This window comes from Zunongwangia atlantica 22II14-10F7 (assembly GCF_002094855.1).
Classification (GTDB): Bacteria; Bacteroidota; Bacteroidia; order Flavobacteriales; family Flavobacteriaceae; genus Zunongwangia; species Zunongwangia atlantica.
This window is the reverse complement of the sequence record NZ_ARYN01000021.1, coordinates 40,371-60,863: the sequence shown is the minus strand read 5'-3', so window position 1 is coordinate 60,863 and position 20,493 is coordinate 40,371. Positions and strand designations below refer to the sequence as shown.

Genomic DNA, 20,493 nt, shown 5'->3' with positions numbered 1-20,493 from the left:
GCTTTAATTTCCATATAGGTTTTGGAGATATTATCCAATCGGATATTGAAGACCTCCTCTAAGGCATGGGTAACAGTATTAAGGTCAGACTTCCCATAATTAAAAGCCTCATTATTATACAGTGCGTATATGAGTTCCACTAGGGCTGTTTTACTATTAGTCCATACCAGAACCTGATGCCGTTTATCAATAGAAAATTCTAGTTCTTTCCCATGTAATTTTTGGAGTTGTTCCCGCAGGTAATGGATATAGCGATATACAGCTTGAATTTTAGCCCATAAGAGATCATGTGAGGTCGTAAAATCAGGATCGAAATATTGATTTTCCGTAGGATCCAAAGGAAACTTTTCAATTCCGCGACGGGTGAAAAAACTATGATCCATATAGGTATATCCCTGTTCCATATAGTAAGTAAAGTCAGTATTCTTCGCAAAGAATTTATTGACTTTTCGCATTTCCTTTTCCAAAAACCTGATTTTATATTGTTTCCCTGCTTTGGGCTTGTGAAGCTCACAACTTCGCACGTGGGTATAATAAATCATATAGCTCATCGGTAGAGGCTTAACCTGTTTAAAGAAATAGATTTCTTCCGGCACACTTTCGAAGTCATTTTCATCGACCATGGATTTCATATCTATCAGTATTTCTCGACAGAACTGAATCATTTCGATGGCACGCTTTAAATAATCCTCTGTCCCCTCCTGCTTCTTTTTTACCTCTTCACTAAATTTCTCTAAAATTGTTTTATACATTTAAAAAAGTTTAAAAGTTAAACATCAACACTTCTGAATGAACAGATCGCGTTTACAAACAAAGTACAGAAAAGAATTAATTTTGATGCCATTTGGTGGCTTTCAACACTAAAAAAAGACTCTACATATATTTTTTAGACCTAACAGATACACCGATCTGATTTGAACAATACATAATTATTATTACTTTTAATGTAAGAAAAGAGCTTCAAAAAGCTTATCACTTTATTATTGTGGCAGATTGATACATGCAGAAGGAATCTAAATATACTACGATGTCGATTCGCGATGGAATATTATATATTACTTATAAGCCCATTCCAGAGCTAGATCTACGTGCAGCAAAAAAAATTGTTGCAGGTCGCCTTATATTCCAGCGGCACCAATCCTACCCTATATTATGTCGCATCCAGCACTTAAAGAACATATCGGATCAGGCTCTAGATCATTTTGCAACAAAGGGCTCACTAATGACCAGTGCTGTTGCCATTCTTACCAATAATGATTATGATCAATCTCTTGCGCTACTCTTCAGAGATGTTCATCACCCGCAAGTTCCTGTTAAACTATTTAAAAGCGAGCTTAATGCTCTGGCATTTCTTCAAGATTATAAATAATTAAACTCATAACTATGGCTAATTATTCCTCAAATGATAAGCGATTTGATCAATTACGGGAAGCTTTGATTAAAATATCTCAATTTGATTTTTCATATCGTATTCCCATATCAAATAATAAAAACAGGGAAGATACTCTGGCCTTACTGATCAATCATGCTAGCATTAAAATGAATCAGTTTATGTATCAGATAAGGACGGAAAAGACCTTATACTCGCAACCGAAATTGTTTATCATGTTAGATAATGATAAAAATATAATCACACATAGTGATGAGAATTTCAATATTCTAATGAAGACTAATTACCCTGTTAAATTAGCTCAATTACTACCAAAGAAATCCCTAAAGAAATTGAATAAAATATGGAAAAGATTTCCACGCAACAAAAACTGCTTACTTGATTTTGGAATCGTTGATTTTCAGAGTTCCAATGATTTAATTAGCCCTCTACAGGTTAGAATATTAAGATGTGGACTTGGCATAGAGGCGCCCAATTATTTGTTATTTGCATTTGACCCAGAAGAGCCTTTACCGGATTTATCGCAAAATGAAGTTGACTCATTTGCTAAAATTGATACATCAAACAATTCAGATATTCGCAATGTTCGGGATTTTCTACTTGCTAAAAAGGTTCACGACATTCTTAAAGAATATCGTCATTCCCGACTGCCAGGGCTTAATCAAATAGCTTCCGAAGCAGCGGCCAGTAGATCCAGAATAAAACGTGTTTTCAAAAAATTCTATCAGTTACCGATAAGAGCTTATGACATCAAGATGCGATTGGAAGAGAGCCTGGCACTTTTGGAAGAGACCGACATGAAGATCAATGAAATTTCAAGACATTTCGGCTTCCAAGCATCCTCTCATTATTCAAATCGTTTTAAGCAGGAATACGGTGTTTCTCCTAGTCAATACCGCAATAATTTCTTTAAAAAATCAAAGTAATAACCGCCAATCTAAAATTAGAGCCTTAGAAAACAACTTTTGTCCCTCTGGAAAACTTTTATTTTTCAATTTTACTTCAGGAAAGATAAAATGGATACTTACTAAAAATCAGAGTTAGTAAACCATTACGATCGTATGTTGCAACAATCCTTAGGGTGCACCGTCACCCGACTAAAAAAACGGGCAATCTATTATTAACATTTAAATTCAATGCCATGAAATTTAAAAAATTGATTTTACCAATTGTAGCAATCGTATTTGCTATTGGAATGGCTTTTGCCACGACGAACTTTACATTGGAACCAAAGGATTCTCCGGATATTCCCAATGATCAACAAGCTACTATGTTTGTGAGAGTAAATAATAACTGGCATGAGGTAGATGTAGATTGTGAAGATGGAACTTCTTTATGTCAAGTCACCTTTTCAGAGGATCCCGAAATTAACTCGTACCAGGTTTATAATTCTCAAGACATCAATGACCCGGCACTTGGAAGTGGAAGCATAAAAATTATTGATGGTCCCGTACCTTCCAATTAATTGAAAGTAATTAGTGTACAGGAATTTTCCTGTACACTTTTTATATTATCCTAAGCTTTAGGAAGCATTTTAAACTCGTAAGGAACCTGTTTATCATTTAGAAATAAATGAATGCTTTCCCGAAGATCGTCAATATCCAGATTTTCGATATATTTTCGTCGTTCCTTATTAGTCACCCATTCATTTCTTTGGTTCTGATAATCATACAAATAGTCTAATATTTTTCCGGTCGTATTGTTACCATTACTAGTAAGCATACTTTTTCTGTATCTTTCAAATATTTCGGGGGTTATCATATGCCCCAAATTCCTAACTATATCTTTTGTTTGTCTTATTAACCGATCTGCATCCTCGGCAAGGCAGTCATACTGGGTAAATATTTCCAGTCGTTTAGGTGCTTCCACATAATCTGTCCCTACACTTACCTGATAGATCCCTCCCTCATCTGATTTGAAACGCAGTTTATCCATCATCAGTTGCGACGTGATCCTACGTAAAAATTCCAGTTTAATTTTTGCTCGCCAATCCATTGCTATAGCATCAGTAGGAGTCGCATAAGCAATTCTCACCATTACCGCATCCTCTATTCTATCGGAATAAAAATCATATTTATAAGAAGAAGGATTAGAAGTATTTTGATTCATGTATGGTACATCCTTAGACCGCTTATTGGAGTCGAATGCTAATAAATTCCCCAGATACTTATTTAAAAGTTGCAGGATATCCTCCGAATCAAAATCTCCTGAAAAAAGAAACGTAAAATCGCCAGGATTACCGAATAATTTTTTGTGAATACGCTTAACCTGCTCTAATTCTATAGTTTCGATATTTCGCAGCTTTTGATCGCCTTCTGGTAAAAAATTATCATCCGGCAACACTTTCCTTATTTCTGACATAAATTCATCATAACGTTCCACATATGACTGCGGTTCCAATTCCTTTCGTTTCTTCCAGTCCTGAAAAGATTGCATACTAAAATTAGGGCTATTAAAGTAGCTATAAACTAACTGCAGCGCTATTTCTAAATCCTTTTTAGAGGTCTTCCCGTTGATACCTACCTCCTGGAGATTAGTATACACATCTACATTCCCTCTAAAATTAATATCATTTAAAAATCTTTCCAACTGAAATTTATCCAGCTCTCCAAGACCCGAGTTTTTGAGTACTTGAGACAGAAAATGGCCCGCATACTCATCTTCCTCCAACTGTAATTTTGACGAGTTACTAAATCCATGAAATTTTATAGCACCCCTTTTTGATGAATCTTTTTGAGGTTTTAATAGCATAACCAATCCGTTATCCAATCTATATTTTTCGGCTCTGGGGATTAACGTTTTAAGCTTAGTCATCCCCTTTCCATTAAGATGCTCTAATCTTTTAGGTGAAATTAAATATTGTGGGGTAACCGGATAGTTATATGGTGTAACCTCTTTAGTATTGATTTCCTGTATCCAGTTTCGTACTTGATCTTCAGAAGTCTGAAGGGCACTATTTCCCTCTACTGCTGCTAAACTGATATCATCCGGTTCACTCTTCAAAAATTCCTGAATCATTTCATTGAATTCCTGAAACGTAAGATTTTCAGAAAATTCCTGTATTAATTTTATATGATCAATTTCCAGGGCTTCCTTCTCCATATAATTGGATAAGAATTTATTTCTCCAAAAAGATATTTTGGTAGTATCCTTATTCGCAGAGGCAAGGGTTTCCTTTTGAACCTTATTGAATTCTTCTGGTAAGAAACCATAGTTTCTCACTTGCGCGACAACACTCAATAAATCTTCTATCACACCCTGTCCAAATTGTTCATTAATACTAATATTTAAACGCAAGGCATAGGGTGGATCTAAAAACTGACTCCGTATAAAGTAAAACTTGTTATAGTGTTTTAGCTGTTGCTGGTACCTTTCATTTAATAATCGAACAAATAATTCTCGTATATAACGATCGGTTAAAGAGGAACCGGTTATTTTAATTTCAGAAGGATTCATCCGGTAATATAAATTTAGTTTAACTGTTGGATCAGGTCTTTGATTGACAGGTTGTGCAATATCTTTTTTTATAAACTGCGGTAATCGATTCAGGTACGCCCGTTTATTTAAAGAATCTCCCATCACTTCCCTATCAAAAAGTAGCTTATTGAAATTACTTTTAATTTTATTTTCTACTTCATCCATATCTGGTATATCCCCTATAACCATAAGCGCCATTTTATCGGTACGATACCATAATCTATAGAACTCGGTAACTTCCTTTAACGTAAAACGCTGCATATGCTCGAGGTAATCGCTCGGAATAGGGGTACCCCATCCAGTTATTTCCCGTTCCATACTCAGCGGGAGAAGAGGGAGACCAAAATTACCGGAATTAGCTTCATTAATTACTGCTTTTCGTTCCACATCAAGATTTGTATTATCAATATTGAGGTTCCATATCATATTGTGGATATAATTCATCAGCACACCCAACTTCTCTTCCTGTCCGTTTTTTAATAGTATACGATATTCTGTATATTCATTTTTAGTATGCCCATTGATTTGACCAATATTAATATCTAGCTTTTTATATAAACTTTCCGTTATTCCATTTACAGGGTCTTTAGCAGCAGTAAATCCAAGATGCTCGATGATATGAGCAAATTCACTTTGTCCCTTTTTTTCCTGGTCATTACCTACCTTTACAATAAGACTAAGTTGTATCCCTGCCGGTTTATCGTCTAAATGTTTCATATAATAAGATAGACCATTTGCTAACCGACCACTTCGAAGACCAGGTATCCCCTCTTGTTTTATTTGTGCTGCTGCAAAGGAACAGATGACAAGGCAGAATATTGTTACTAAGCCTATTTTTTTGTTAACCATGCATGATTTCTTAAAAAGAGAACAGTATGTTTTCATCCTAGTAGCCATCATTTTGAGTGAGATTATAATTTTTTCTGATTTCTTCTTCGGGAATAGGATATAATACATCGCCAGGCTGCCAGGCTTCTTTTTTATCGGATAATAGTTGTGAAGCAAGTTCCCATCTTTTTAAATCGAGCCAACGATGTCCCCACTCTGTAAAAAGCTCTCTTCTACGCTCTAACTTTATCGAGTCCAAAAGTTGCATTTGCCCGCCATCTAATTCTGTCTCTTGTATAGCCCCCAAATTCGCTCGTTGTCTTATCCTATTAAGATCAGCTATTGCCTGGGAAATGCGGTTTTGGTGCGCTCTGGCTTCAGATCTTATCAGGTACTGCTCTGCCAGGCGGAGTACTGTAGAATATTCAGAAGCTTCACCTACAGCGTTTTTAATCTTATACTTATATGGGAAATAATAGGTAGTTTCGTTCGAAGAAAAGCTTCCTATCCATTGGGATAACCGGGAATCTGTAGGTTTGAATATATCTAACAAATCCTGTGTTAAAGCAACATTCGCCCGGTTACTAAGCATAATAAAGTAATCCCCTTCATTGGTATTCGACCGAGTCGAACCACCATTTAATGGTGAGATTTGCCATATTGCTTCCTCATTATTGCTGAGAAAAACATCATTGAGATTACTATTAAGACGGTATACGGGAGCCTCTATAACCCGAGTACTTATCTGTTCTGCCATTTCCCAATTTTCAGTATAGAGATAAACGCGAGCCAGTAAAGAAAGGACTGCAAACCTATTGGCGCGCAGGCGCTCTTCATTCTGGTATTCTTCTTCCAATAAATCGGCAGCTTCATTCAAATCTATGATCATATGCTCATACACTTCATTACGGTTCGTTCTTTCCAGATCGGCATTACTACTATAGGCGGTCGTTAAAACCAGAGGTACAGCTCCATATAAATTAACAAGATAGAAATAGGAAAAAGACCGTATAAATAAAGCCTCTCCCCGTAATTGCGCTCTACTAGCATTACTGATATTATCGCTACTGTTTTCCAACCCCTCCAATACAGCATTCGCCATATAAATGACATTGTAAGCACTGGACCATAGACTTAAATTACTACTATTACCGACGAATATTTCATTCTGTTCAAACTCCACTAAACTTTCGGTGGTAACTGTAGCTTCCAGGTTATCGGCAGATAATCCGGAAAGTACGGTAACAGAATTTTGGCGCCCACTTGAAAATGCTAGACTAAAAAGCTGATTATAGATCCCCTGTACGGCGCTATTTGCGGTCACCTCACTATTAAAAACGGTTTCACTGGTGATTCTATCATCTGGAATGGATACCTCCACAAATTCTTCGCAAGAAGAAAAGAATAGACCTATCCACATTACTAAATAAATGCTATAATTTTTCATTTTCTGATTTTAGAGATTAAGTTGTAAACCGGCGGTGAATGTTCTTAATGGAGGGATATTATTACCGGTTTCGGGATCCAAACCTTTATAATCTGTTAGGGTAAACAGGTTTTGTGCATGCGCAAACAGGTTTAATTCCCGTACCCCCAGGTGATCTAAAAAGCCTGTAGGAAAACGATATCCAACAGAAAGGGTTTTTAGGCGTAAAAATGAGTTATCCTGAACAACAAGATCACTATTCATGGCCTCGTTGTAGGATAAAAGAGAATACACCGATTGAGAAAGTTTTTGGATATCTTCGGGGTCTCCTTGCTGTTGCCATGCATTGAGAACATCCCTTGTTGTATTTCCATAAAGGCCGGGAGGGGTGGTTATTTGGCTGATGGAATACCCATCCTGCCGGATATACTGCACTAGGAACTCCAGATTAAAGTTTCCACATCTGAAATTATTATGAATTCCGCCATAATACTGCCTACCCAATGGCTGAGTAATGATCCGATCTTCAAAATCATAACGCCCATCTCCATTGGCATCCAAAATGCGATAACGTCCTGTTTCAGGATCTATTCCGTCAAATTTATAGAGCATAGCGATATTAAGTGGCTCTCCAATCTTATAGGTTTGGCGATAAGAAGACATTTCAAGGTTTTCAAATTTCACCAGTTTATTCTCAGGAACCGTAAAGTTGACGGAAGTCTGCCAATAAAATTTCTTATTTTGAATAGGTGCAATTGATACAATAAACTCCCATCCTTTATTTTCAATCGTTGCTGGAAGATTAGCCTGTACCGAGGTAAATCCAGTCATCGCAGGTAAAGGATATCCTGTTAGTTGATTCGATGAACGGTTGCGATACCATGCCACTTCAAGGTTAATTTTATCTTCTAAAAACCCTAGTTGTAAAGCGGCTTCGAGTTTCTTATTAATTTCCCAGGAATAATTAGGATTAAAAGGGCTCGTAGGAAAAAGTCCACCGGGACCAGCAGTAACCTCGTAAGTATCTAAAAAGCCATAATCCGGGATTTGATCACTCCCTGTTGTTCCGTAACTCGCTCGTAATTTACCAAAACTTAAAAAAGGAAGTTTGCTCAGAAAAAGCTCCTCAGAAAAAATCCAGGCACCCCCTACTGCCCAGAACTCAGAAAAACGCCTGTTAGGCCCAAAACGGGAAGATCCATCTCGCCTTCCGGTAAGATTAAGAAAATACTTTTTGTACCAGTTTATTCCTAGGCGTCCAAAAAGGGCGGCATAACGATAGGTGATCTTACGATCCGTAGACACTCTAATCTCTTCAGCAGCATTCAGGTTACCCACCAGATTATCATCGCTATAACCAATACCTTCCAGAAAAAGATTTGTAGTAGTATTCTCCTGAAAGGTCGCGCCTCCGAGCATATTCAATTCCAGTTGCCCAAAGTCTTTTGAAAAATCCACTTGTGGTTCGATAATCCAGGAATTCCTTTTGGTATCTGAATGAAAAGAGTTGAGTTCAATCCAATCCCAATCATCCGGATTAAAAGACTCCTGTAAATTTCTGGTCACTTCCTGACTGGTCATATGGGTATATCCAAAATTGGCCCTAAGGCTCAAACCTTCCAGTACTTCGTAGTTTAGTTGTAGATTAGCAATGAGGTTATTGGTTTCAATTTCCACTGGTTGATTCAGTACTGCCAAAGGGTTATCTGATATGGTCCATCCTTCCCAATTTAAGCTACCATCTTCCGTATAGATTGCAGGGGCATTAGGGGGAAGCCTACGAGCATAATTCACAAAATTGGTTCCGCTAAAAAGATGATTTTGATCTGTTCCATAATTAGAGGTGAATTGAAGCTTGAACTTTTTATCGTTGGAACTATGGTTAAGATTGAGGTTTGCGGTTGCTTTTTGATAATTAAAGTCTCCGGGAAATACAGATCCTTCGGTGTGATAAGATCCACCAATCAAAAAAGAGGTGTTCTCGTTTGATTCAGAAAGGGACAGATTTATATCTGTAATGGGGGATGAATGTCCCATAAACACCTCCTGCCAATCGGTATCCTTGTTCTGATCCCAAAGTAGCAGCTCAGGTGCATTGGTTTCCGATGGGGTCACCCCATCGTTTTCAAAGGCCTGTCGTCGTATACTTAAGTATTCTCTGGTATTCATGAGATCCATCTTATGGGACACCTGTGAAACACCGATATATATTCTGGCTTGCACGGCAGTTTCCACTTTAGTTTGAATATTTCTTTTAGTGGTAATAAGCACTACTCCATTAGCGCCACGAGATCCATAGATAGCAGTAGCATCGGCATCCTTAAGGATTTCTATACTTTCAATATTGGTGAGATTAAGCGTACTTAGGGGATCCATTCCAGAACTTCTCCCAAACTCTCCAACACTATTAATCGGGCTAGCGTCTAATGGTACACCATCTAAAATAATTAAAGGATAGTCCCCTTGCATTCTAAGACTATTCCTACCCCGAATACGAATAGTAGGCGCCTGGCCGACAACTCCACCAGCCTGTGATAACTCTACACCCGGCATACGCCCCTGCAAGGATAAAAGAGGACTTGTTAAAGGTTGAATTTCAATTTCTGCAGCACTTACTTTTACGATATTCCCCGTGCGCTCCCGCTGTGTAGTATTATAATAACCGGCATTAATGACGACCTCTTCTAGCGCATCAACAGAGCTTTCCAGGGTAACCTCTCCAGTAAAGGTATCATTCACCTGAACTTTAAATTCTTTAAAGCCTATATAAGAAAATACGAGCGTATCCCCCACACTAGCAACAATGGTATATTCACCATCAAGGTTGGTCATGGTTCCGTTAGAAGATCCCTGAACGATTACATTCACTCCGGGAATAGGAACACCATTCTGATCCCTTACGGTTCCGGATATTTGTTGTTGAAAAAAAGATTCAAATTTTAATATTTCGCTACTCGACATCAATAAATAAGGAGCAGCATTCATTCTTCCTAAGATGAAAAATGAACATAAAAGGGGTATTAGCACTACAAGATTGCAGCACCTGTAATTATTTTTCATAATTTAGCTGTGGTTTTGTGTTACTTTATTAGTTAATTAAACCATAGCCTTCCTGCACTAGACAGCAATCTTAATCGCAGGAAGGCTTTAGCTTTTAGCCTTTGAAGGCCACGCCAATTCAAATGTGTGTGGTTTTGTTTGTTCAATCTTATAGTTTATAATTTAGGATTAACGATTCTACAGTTTTACTGTTTACTTTCCGTAAAGCTTTCAACTAATAGCCAAAAGTTTTAACCTATCAGCGGTATTTTTTTATTGAAGCTTGACTTAGCTTATTAAAACCGACCCAGCTTGCCTGTAATAGCAAATATTGGATTTGCGTAACTAAGGAAAACCCTGTATTTTTAGCATTGCGAGTACTAGATAATACATTGGTTAATCCTATGACTACGCCTATGTGGTTTACACAGGTACCAGGCCGGTTATACCGGGCAAAAGTTAGGGCTTTTACTACCGGCTAATCTGTATTATTCTGGGGCGCAAATTTTGTTTTTTGAAATAGATTGTAAGGATCGGGGCTGTGGTTCGCTTTTATGAAAAGAGAATAAACTCTCATGCAGCAATATGCCGCAAAGGTGTTTAGTAGGATATGTGGTTCTCGTTTTCATATTAATATTTATTATGTAAACGATGATGTACCCGGAAAGCTGAAGAGGATTAATAAAACCAGTAAGCGTCCTCGTAACTTAAGTTCGTGGTTCCGCCAGAAACCATCTTTCATCCTAAGATTCAAGTTTGCCCCAAAAGTTAACGAGTAACGCCATACTGGAATATATCGCGAAGATAATCAATTCCAGCAATAGGCGATCACTCGGTCAACTCGTGGCAATCTGGCGGATTTCGAACGAGTCAACATCGTTACAATAGGGCTTCCCCTATTTCCGTGTCGCTATTAGTATATGACAAATATAAACAACAAATCGATATAAACAAATTTTATTAATCGAGTTAATGGAAAATTATTCGGAAATAGATGAAAAGGAATTATTTATAAATAATCTTTCCAATATCATTCATCGATTACATTTGAGCAAATTCAAGTTTAACAGGAAAATGAACTGGCCTACCAATAAATTATCTAATATTTTAGCTTATAAACAAGAACCTCTGTTAAAAGATCTCAAATGTGTAAGAGAATTTCTAGGGCTTACTACAGCTGACCTTTTGACCAAAGCACTTAATGAAAATGAAATTGATGAGCTAGCTAAAAGGACTATAAATGTAAAACTAGTTAGAAATATTTCTACAAATCAATACACTGGAAAACCAATTTCATATATTATTGTGTTGCTATCTAACGTATACAATCTAGAAGATGAGTTTACCAATAAAGAATTAATAAATTCATTACCAAAAAAATTTGCTACTTATTCAATCGAATGGAATAAAACTAGGCTCAAAAACTATATCATAAAAACCGGAAAAAAAATTAATAATAACGGTGTACCTGAGTATAAATACAGATTAAAAAAGAGGTTACCTTCAAAAATGGTAGCAAAGGCTATAGAAAAAGTAGGAGAAAAATGGTTATCTAGGAAAAACGAATAATTAAATTATTCTTGTTACTTATTACAAATTTTAAATTGAACATACTTATCCATAATTTCACCAGTCAAAAAACTTTTAAGACCAATTGTTTTATTTTCCTCATTATTATATTCTACAAAAAATTTGAAAAGTGCGTAAACAGCGAATCGGGAATTGGCAATAATCACCGTATCCAAAAAATCACCTGGGTAAATAATATATCGTATTCTTCGCGACTGGATGATAGTTTATATTCGTAAAGCGCCAAAACCTTCTTAATTAAAAGTCAATTAAAAGTCAATTAATAAAGAATTTTAATATCTGGTATTCTTAGCAAGATTTTCTAAGATTAAGCCAAATCCAATAGTATAATGATTAGGTTATAATATTTCCTGATATATTCCTGCCATTCCTAAATCGGTATTTATCTTGACCTGATTTTTTTAAATCTAAAAAACATAATCATGAACAAAGAATTACACATCCCCTTTGGAATTTTTCCAATAATGAGTGAAAAAACCGGGATTAAACCGTCGTTTACGAGTGCTGATTTTCTTACCGTAGTTTACCTTTGTAATTATAGGTTTTTAAAATCTTTCGGTTTATTTTTAGTTGACGATCGATCTCGAGATAAAAATCCCCTGTTTGTTGTCTTGTTCCATACTGGTGAACGGATTTAAATTTGGTCGAACAAAATTTCTTATCAGACCTACCAATAATCCGTGATTCACAAACCGGTCACCTCTTCATAACAATAAACATATACTATACGACTAATATACTGCTAACATTTTTAAAATGCTGTAATATTGAACAATAGGTTAAATTATAAATATTACACTGTATAATCTGATGATCAATAATCAGAAGGTGATAGGTCCCACTGGGAGAAAACCAATGGAAGTATAGGCTCTTTAATAAAGGTTATAACAATGCTTTGAAAGATTTTATAGGTGCTTCTACTATAGAGGAAAATAATAGGGCTCCAGGATGTTCAATGGATCGTATCAAACATTTAAGGATGCATATGACAAGCTTGGAGGGGTCCGGAAACAAGTTTATTATTACAACAATCATAGTGGAAAGGATTCCATTGAATGCGAGTATGAATAGTTGAACTCTATTAAAAAAGATTTGATAAATGCAGAAATGCTATTAGGTTTATCTTAAAAAAAAGGTAACAATAATTATCGTTGCCGGCTGAAATTTGTATTTTAGGCAAGAAATTTGTAAGGACAGACGGGTAAAATGACAGGTAAGCAAGCAATAACGCTAATTGGCTTAGACAGAGCAAAATCTGTAAAATCCAAAAGGGATAATCTTTTGGAAAGTGAGGCGATTATCCTAAATGAAGTTAATGAAAAATCGTTTAACATTGATTCGGTTTACTTCAATACCGATAACAATGGAAATAGCTTCCCTGCCGTTTTTTTGAAAAAAGTAGAATGCTTTGACGAAAAAACATTGCAAGAAATAGCAGGTGCACATAAAAAAGTATGGAATTATAAAAAAGTACTCTTTCTTTATGTATATTCAGACACAGAAGTTAGGATTTATAATTGCTCTGAGAAACCACTAATTAAAAATAAGGAAGATTTTGATTTTGAAAAAGAACTCAAAAAAGTTGAAATAAAAACATATCAATTTTCAGACAAACAGCAACTCGAAGAACTAAATAAGCTATTTTCAAGAATTGCCATCGATTCAGGGATTCTTTGGACATTGGAAGAAGCACAGTTTATACGGGACAAAATAAAGCTTCAGCGCAGAGTTGATAAATACTTGGTTTCTAGTTTGGTTAATACTGCTAATCAGCTAAGTAGGCAGGGGTTAAATAAAGAATTAATACACAAAATCATACTTCGTTCCTTATTTCTGTTATATCTTGAGGACAGAGGTGCTACAGACAAGAAATTATATTCTCGTTTTAAAGAAAATGCAACATCATATTTTGATATTTTAGATAGTCCAAAAGCTACATATCAATTATATAGAAGATTGGAGGAAGATTTTAATGGAAACCTTTTTACGGTAGAAGAAGCCGAGAAAATAACAAGTCAACAACTTCGGTTGATAAAAAAATGTTTTATAAGTGGTAATGATAATACTCCACAAATAGACCTTTTTGAAAATTGGCGTTTGTTTAATTTCAGCATTATTCAAATTGAATTATTAAGCGAGATTTACGAAAACTTTCTATTTGAAACCGACCCTGATCTAAAGAAAAAAACGGGAACTTATTATACCCCTCCATCATTAGTTGAATTTATTCTGAATGAAAAGTTACCTGTTAACGAAACAGAGAAAAACTACAATATCAAAATCTTAGATCCAAGTTGTGGTTCGGGAATTTTTCTAGTCGAGGGTTTTAAACGTTTGGTAAGACGTTATGAAAATGATCACGGCGAAAAACTAACTGATTTTTATAAACTCAAAAAATTACTGACTGATAATATCTTTGGAGTTGAATTACACGCGCAAGCGATAAAAGTAGCCGCTTTCAGTTTATATTTGGCCTTGGTTGATTGTTTAGATCCGAAGACTTTATGGCAAAAGAAAAGGCACCGTTTGCCTAATCTTATCAATAACCCAAATGACAAATCACTAAAAGAGCAAGGGGAAAACCTTTTTTGTCGGGATACTATTGCAGATAATGAAAAAATAGATACTAAAGAATATAATTTAGTTATTGGGAATCCGCCTTTTGGCACCAAGGAATTGTCAGTATCTATTCGCAATTATTGTGAAAAAGAAGACTTTGCCAAAGAAATGGTGTTACCATTTTTACATAAAGCCACCAAACTTGCTCCCAATGGTGAAATTGCGTTGATTTTTAATACAAAAGTTTTAACCAACACAGGTGGCACTTATCAGAATTTTAGAAAATGGTTGTTCAATGGATGTTATGTGGAAAAGGTTTTTAACTTTTCAATTCTTCGGAATGCCCATAAAAATTTTGGAGGTCAGTTATTCAGTGATGCTACAGGCCCCATCAGTATTGTATATTATCAAAAGGAGTTACCTATAAAGCCAAGTGATAAAATTGCATATTATGCTCCAAAAACATTTATAAAATCAAATATTATTGATGGCTTAAGCATTGATTTTACCGACTTAAAATATCTGCCAAGAGAAGAATGTCAAAAACCAGATACAAAAATTTGGAAGGTTGCAATGTGGGGCGGAATGAATGATTGGGAGTTGTTACAAAAATTAAATTTTTCAAATACCTCAATCAAAAAATTTTTTAAGGAAGAGAGTATAGAATACGGTGTTGGCTTTGAGCTTAGCAAGCCATCTAATAAACCAGATACTGAAATAAAAAAGCTGCCAATTCATACTCCTACTAATATTTTAAAATATTATACTCCAAAACCAAAAAAAAGAATTGATGCAGAGAAATTTAGAAGATTAGGAAAAATTGAGGCTTACAAAGTTTCTCATATTTTACTTAATGAGGGTATAAAAGTAAATGAAAATCATCTTTCGTTACTAGCTACATTTGTTGACTACAAAAGTGCATATACAAAAGGAATAGTTGGCATTTACTCAAAAAATAATGATGAATCATTATTAAAATTACTAACCGTTTATCTCAATTCAGAATTTATTCGATATTTCGCTTTTTTAACAACATCTAGTTGGGGAATTGAAAGAGATGTGGTTAAGCATAAAGAATTGTTTGAAGCTCCTGTTTTATTGAAAAATATAGATAAAAAACAAATAGAAAATATTATTACGTTATTTAATGATAGTCTTTACGACAAAGAATTTCGTACTATTAACAAATCAGTTGAGAAAGAGATTAATGAAATTATCTTTAGCGTTTTTTCCGAAGGCGATAGGTTTACTATTCAAAACTTGTTAAGCAATATTGAGTTATTCCATAGAAAGGAAAAATCAATTGCATTATACCCTGTATTGCAAAATCACATAAAAGAATATAGTAAAATAATAAGCAAAGAGCTTAATGAATTTCTTGATGGTCAAAATTTGTTTGTTAATGCTACGGTTTATGAAGATATTAATAGGTTTTCGCCATTAATGATGATAAAACTTTCCCACGAAAAAGTAAAAAAAGATGTTTCAACTTCTACTGAACATCTTGATGAAGAATTGAAAAAAATTGACCAGCACTTGTGGGAAGAGAAAGCAAACAGTATCTATTTCAGAAAAAAAGTGAACTACAAAACAAGCGATGATATTTTTATAATTCGTCCAAATCAGCGTAGGTTTTGGTCCAAATCAATGGCAATAGAAGATGCCTCCGAGTTGATTCTCGAAATTTTAAATGGTGAGAATGAATTATAGACAAGAATACTTAAAGGCTTTGGAAAAAGATTGTATTGAATTGGTTGTTAATGCTTACAATACTGCCATTACAGACAAGAAATATAAAATTGATTGGCTTGAAAATGACTTTTCTGAATTATTAGGATATTACGTAAATGAAAGCCCACTCTCTTTAAAAAAAAGAATTACTTGCAAAACTGAAAATAAACTTTTATCTGAATTAGAAAATAAAAAGAAAGGATTTGCCGATAAGCTTCCAAGAATTGACTTTGTCTATTTTAAAATTTGGAAAGAAAACAGATTTCATTGTTATATGGAAGCCAAAAGATTAAAACAAAAGAATTCCAACCTCAAAAGGTCATATATAAATGAGGGTATGCAAAGGTATATTTCGAAGAAATACCCTATTGGTTGTATGCTGGGTTATTTACTTGAAGGCCAATCAAGTGAAACTATAAAAGGAATAAATATAATGTTGAAGAAAGACAAAAGAGAAACAGAAATATTGAATCATAAGCAGAATAAACTATTAGAAAATTATTACGAATCAAATCATTCTGAGATAGGTATAATGAAGCATTTAATATTTGATTTCACTGAATTTTGAAATAAAAATTATCAAGACAAATTTGTTATAACTAGAGCTGAGAGTCATACATTGTAAAGAGATTTTTTGGTTACTTAGCCCCCGTATTTCTGAAATTTCAAGACTGGTCTCTGTTTTGCACTTACCAAATCCAGCTAGATGTAAGGAAATAATTTGTTTAAGTCTATTGAGTTAAGTCGTATTGGCCATATCACTTATTTTAAACAACAAAATATTGGTTACTTGATTTTTCAAAGTGGCACACAATGAAACATTATGAGTTTGCCACGCTAAATAAAGTGTTACAATTTGAAGCGAAATTCCTGACGCTTACCGACTAAAATCACTGACACAAATCGATCTTAGATATCCACTATCTCCAAAATTTGAAAGCAATCGTTCCAATTAAACGTTATGATGTACTGTAAATAAATGTAAGAATACCATCCTGATGCTCTTCAAGTACTTTTGAAAGGTTAAGATACTAAATGGATAAACCTAACTTCTAAGATCATAGCTATATCTAATTGATTTCCGTTTCCATAATCTAGATAATTAAAAACAAGGGGGCATACGTAATTACCCACATTGTAATTCTTTGTTGAATACATATTCATTCTCTAGCATCATTATTCTTTCATATAATTTATCCTTCAAGTTTTCTTCTTAAAATATTCATGTCCTCACTAATTTTGCGCTCTATTACTTTCGCATAGATTTGTGTGGTGGATAGTTTATTGTGACCCAACATTTTAGATACCGTTTCGATAGGAACTCCATTAGATAAAGTTACAGTTGTAGCAAAAGTATGTCTCGCCATATGAAAAGTAAGGTTCTTTTCAATTTCACAGGCTTCCGCTACTTCCTTTAAATAGACATTAACTTTTTGATTGGAAATAACAGGAAATAACGTATCAGACTTTCGACAAACTTTCAGTTCTTTATAACGATCAATAATTGCTTTAGGTTTTTTCAAAAGCGGAACTCTCACGGGACTACCTGTTTTTTCTCTCTTTGTTACTAACCAGGTTGATCCATCCTCTCCAGTAACTAAATTTCTTTTTGATAGTTGTAAAAGATCTACATGAGCAACGCCTGTATAACAGCTGAAAACAAATAGATCTCTTACGACCTTCAACCGATTAATTTCAAATTGCTTGCTTTCAATTTCTTCCAACTCATATTCACTTAAAAAGCCTCGTTCAGTTTTGGTCAAATGTTGCTTAAATTTCACAAATGGATCGCGATCAATCCATTCTAAGTGAAAACAAAGAGTAGTCATTTTTCTTAAACGCTGTATATGTTTCATTACAGCATTATTTCCAATATAAGGTTGTGAATGTCTTTTTGGCTTAGTACATCTTAAAAAACTCTCGAACTGCAGTAAAAAGCCATAATCCATCTGTTTCACATAAAATTTCTCTGAATTGGAGCGAAACTCTTTTTCAATATATTTTCTGAGATAATATTGGCTGGTTATGTACCCTTTTCGAGTATTGGGCTTTAGCTTATGAAACAAATTACGGTTGTGATATTGAAACATATCTTCTACCGTATAAAACCGCTTAAAATTTCCAGTGTACCGATCTTTTACTGCTTCAGGTGTAATTATTTCTTCTTCAAGGCGTAAGTCCTGATAGCATTGAAATAGTTTAGCATATTCCTGATCCAGGTACAAATTGAGTTCTTTATCACTATCAGTATTCCCTATGGATCTTTGGGTTCGTATCCCCCAGCGCTTTGAACTAATAGACCTTTTTAAACTAAGGTTTAGTCGTTTTCCATTAATGGTAATTCTCACATAAATAGGGGCTTTCCCAGACTTTTCCCGTTTAGCATACAACCAAAATAAGATTGAAAAAGTTGAAGAATCTCGCATAATTTTGACATTTTTAATTGTTAAAACATTTTGGCGAAAGTCAAATCTCCAATTGTAACGTTCAAAAAGTCAATCCACTATAACATAAAAGTAATAATTTTATGTTGACGATCTGCGAACAAAAATAAGCAATTTTAACACTTTTAAATGAATGCAGATGGCATCATGAAAAATACAAAACACTAAACATCAATCAAATAACAACAATAGAATTTATCTATTATTGGTTCAGTGACCTCGCCAGGAATCGAACCTGGATCTAAAGTTTAGGAAACTTCTATTCTATCCGTTGAACTACGAGGCCAATTTTTCAGCAAATACAAAAATAAAAATGTTTTTATTATGTAAACTTTCAACTCGTTAAAACTTCCCTAAGAATAGGCTTTAGCTCACTTAGAAAATGTAATTTCAAGAGAACTTAATTTTTATAATTATGAAACTAGGCGTGCTACTTTCTTCTTTCTTTTTATTAATTATTACTGCAACCTGTAATAATCAAAAAGTAACCAGCAATATGAAACTTACCGGATTAATCGAAGCAGCAGGCATTACGTCTTATCAATACGGAAGCCATGTTTTACGAACCGATGATAAAACTTATGCATTAACATCAGGAAAAATAGATCTAACCGAATTAGAGGGACAAACAATCACTATTATTGCTGAAAAAATTGATGGTTATCCAGTTGAAGGCGGACCAGAATATATAAAAGTTCTTGAAGTCGAAGAGTAAACTACCTCGGGGCAAGCCCTCCAGGTATTCGTTGGAAACAAATTTTGATCTCGAGGCAAGCCTCGGGATATTATAGCCTTTGGCGGTGCCAATAAAAAATCATGCTTTTTTAGCCTCAATATTCTTGAAAATCTAAAAAAATCACATCAAGCTTTCTGCTAAGATTGTATATATTTAAACTGGTTTTTATTTATACACAATCCAATGAAGAAAATTTTATCACTCGTTTTAATTAGTTTTTTTATGGTAACTGCAAAGGCTCAAAACGCCAATATCGATAAAGAAGCGTTTGCCCATACCTTCTCTGTCGTTGCTAAGGATCCCAGAACTGGAGAAATGGCTGTTGCCGTACAAAGCCATTGGTTTTCTGTAGGTTCTTTGGTAAGCTGGGGAAAATCTGGTGTGGGTGTTGTGGTAACCCAGTCTTTTGTAAATCCTGCTTACGGGCCAAACGGACTCAAGTTAATGGGCGGCGGTATGTCTGCTAAAGATGCTTTAGAAGAATTGGTGGAACAAGACGGAGGTCGAGATTATCGCCAAATTGCTTTCCTTGATGTAAAAGGTAATGTGGCTGCTTACACTGGGAAACTTTGTGTAGAATCTGCTGCTCATATCGAAGGAGAAAATTTTTCGGTACAGGCGAATATGATGCTGAATAACAAAGTTGTTCCTGCCATGGCCGAAGCTTTTAAAGCGAATGAAGATCTTCCGTTAGCTGAACGAATGGTCGAAGTTTTAAAGGCGGCACAAAACGCCGGTGGTGATATTCGTGGTAAACAATCGGCTGCGCTTATCGTTGTAGGACCTAAAAAAGTTGAAAATCCCTGGGAAGAGAAAAAGATCGATTTAAGAGTAGACGATCACCAAAATCCAATACAAGAGTTAGAACGATTACTTAAAACTGCTCGTGCTTACGAACATATGAACAAAGGAGATCTTGCCGTAGAAACAGGTGATATCGACATGGCATTAGAAGAATATGGCACTGCTGAAGAAATGTTTCCCGATAACCTGGAAATGAAATTCTGGAAAGCAGTAGCCTTGGCAAACAGCAATCGCCTGGACGAAGCTTTACCTGTTTTTTCTGAAATTTTTGAACAGGACGATAACTGGCGAGAAATGATCACCAGGCTTCCTAAAGCAGGTTTATTAGATCTTACCGAAGACGAAATAGACCAAATTACAGATCTTTAAAAATCAAAAACCTCGTGGCAAACCGGCGAGGTATGAATAGGAAAATCTTATTTAATTTCGAGTCAACACCTTATAAACCAATCCTTGACTAAAATTAAAC

At 35.0% G+C, this 20,493-nt stretch carries 14 protein-coding genes and 1 tRNA gene; 9 read left to right on the top strand and 6 right to left on the bottom strand.

All coding sequences use genetic code 11. From position 1 onward, the window contains the following. Nucleotides 1–752: RteC domain-containing protein (locus IIF7_RS18410; RefSeq protein WP_084843153.1), on the bottom strand; the 752-nt coding region annotated here is incomplete at its 3' end. Between the two features lie 275 nt (nt 753–1,027). Between IIF7_RS18410 and IIF7_RS18405 the strand changes: the two genes are divergently transcribed. From IIF7_RS18405 to IIF7_RS18395, 3 genes are all read left to right on the top strand, one after another. Further along, nucleotides 1,028–1,369 carry a DUF7793 family protein gene (locus IIF7_RS18405; RefSeq protein WP_139801361.1) on the top strand — a complete coding sequence of 114 codons (342 nt, stop codon included), beginning with the start codon at nt 1,028–1,030 and terminating at the stop codon, nt 1,367–1,369. Between the two features lie 14 nt (nt 1,370–1,383). Continuing rightward, a complete protein-coding gene (locus tag IIF7_RS18400) occupies nt 1,384–2,316 on the top strand; it encodes a helix-turn-helix transcriptional regulator (RefSeq protein ID WP_084843151.1) in 933 nt (310 codons plus the stop codon). 215 nt (nt 2,317–2,531) lie between these two features. Further along, nucleotides 2,532–2,855: a DUF6520 family protein gene (locus tag IIF7_RS18395; protein ID WP_084843150.1), complete on the top strand. Its 324-nt coding sequence runs from the start codon at nt 2,532–2,534 to the stop codon at nt 2,853–2,855. A gap of 50 nt (nt 2,856–2,905) precedes the next feature. Here IIF7_RS18395 and IIF7_RS18390 read toward each other — a convergent pair whose 3' ends face one another. The 3 genes from IIF7_RS18390 to IIF7_RS18380 form a co-directional block, all read right to left on the bottom strand. Then, nucleotides 2,906–5,584: a M16 family metallopeptidase gene (locus IIF7_RS18390; protein WP_176218999.1), complete on the bottom strand. Its 2,679-nt coding sequence runs from the start codon at nt 5,582–5,584 to the stop codon at nt 2,906–2,908. A 169-nt stretch (nt 5,585–5,753) separates the two neighbouring features. Continuing rightward, entirely contained in the window at nt 5,754–7,142 is a 1,389-nt protein-coding gene (locus IIF7_RS18385) for a RagB/SusD family nutrient uptake outer membrane protein (protein WP_084843148.1), read from the bottom strand. A 9-nt stretch (nt 7,143–7,151) separates the two neighbouring features. Further along, nucleotides 7,152–10,181: a SusC/RagA family TonB-linked outer membrane protein gene (locus IIF7_RS18380; RefSeq protein ID WP_084843147.1), complete on the bottom strand. Its 3,030-nt coding sequence runs from the start codon at nt 10,179–10,181 to the stop codon at nt 7,152–7,154. Nucleotides 10,182–11,132: 951 nt separating this feature from the next. Here IIF7_RS18380 and IIF7_RS18375 point away from each other — a divergent pair. The 4 genes from IIF7_RS18375 (at nt 11,133) to IIF7_RS18355 (ending at nt 16,608) form a co-directional block, all read left to right on the top strand. After that, nucleotides 11,133–11,729 carry a hypothetical protein gene (locus IIF7_RS18375; protein ID WP_084843146.1) on the top strand — a complete coding sequence of 199 codons (597 nt, stop codon included), beginning with the start codon at nt 11,133–11,135 and terminating at the stop codon, nt 11,727–11,729. Between the two features lie 443 nt (nt 11,730–12,172). After that, a complete protein-coding gene (locus IIF7_RS20905; protein WP_176218998.1) occupies nt 12,173–12,388 on the top strand; it encodes a hypothetical protein in 216 nt (71 codons plus the stop codon). Nucleotides 12,389–12,956: 568 nt separating this feature from the next. Continuing rightward, on the top strand, nt 12,957–16,019 hold the full coding sequence (locus tag IIF7_RS18360) for an HsdM family class I SAM-dependent methyltransferase (RefSeq protein ID WP_084843145.1): 3,063 nt from the start codon (nt 12,957–12,959) through the stop codon (nt 16,017–16,019). After that, nucleotides 16,009–16,608, top strand: a complete 600-nt coding sequence (locus tag IIF7_RS18355) for a hypothetical protein (RefSeq protein WP_217806693.1) — start codon at nt 16,009–16,011, stop codon at nt 16,606–16,608. The genes IIF7_RS18360 and IIF7_RS18355 overlap by 11 nt, the downstream gene beginning before the upstream one ends. A 625-nt stretch (nt 16,609–17,233) precedes the next feature. Here IIF7_RS18355 and IIF7_RS18350 read toward each other — a convergent pair. Further along, the gene (locus IIF7_RS18350) at nt 17,234–18,466 is read right to left on the bottom strand and encodes a site-specific integrase (protein WP_084843143.1); all 1,233 of its coding nucleotides are present in this window, start codon (nt 18,464–18,466) and stop codon (nt 17,234–17,236) included. 232 nt (nt 18,467–18,698) lie between these two features. After that, nucleotides 18,699–18,770, bottom strand: a tRNA-Arg gene (locus IIF7_RS18345). Between the two features lie 129 nt (nt 18,771–18,899). On the opposite strand from IIF7_RS18345, the gene IIF7_RS18340 reads away from it, so the two are divergent. Next, nucleotides 18,900–19,199, top strand: a complete 300-nt coding sequence (locus tag IIF7_RS18340) for a hypothetical protein (RefSeq protein ID WP_084843142.1) — start codon at nt 18,900–18,902, stop codon at nt 19,197–19,199. A 243-nt stretch (nt 19,200–19,442) separates the two neighbouring features. Next, on the top strand, nt 19,443–20,393 hold the full coding sequence (locus tag IIF7_RS18335) for a DUF1028 domain-containing protein (RefSeq protein WP_245801673.1): 951 nt from the start codon (nt 19,443–19,445) through the stop codon (nt 20,391–20,393). The last annotated feature ends 100 nt before the right edge of the window (nt 20,394–20,493 follow it).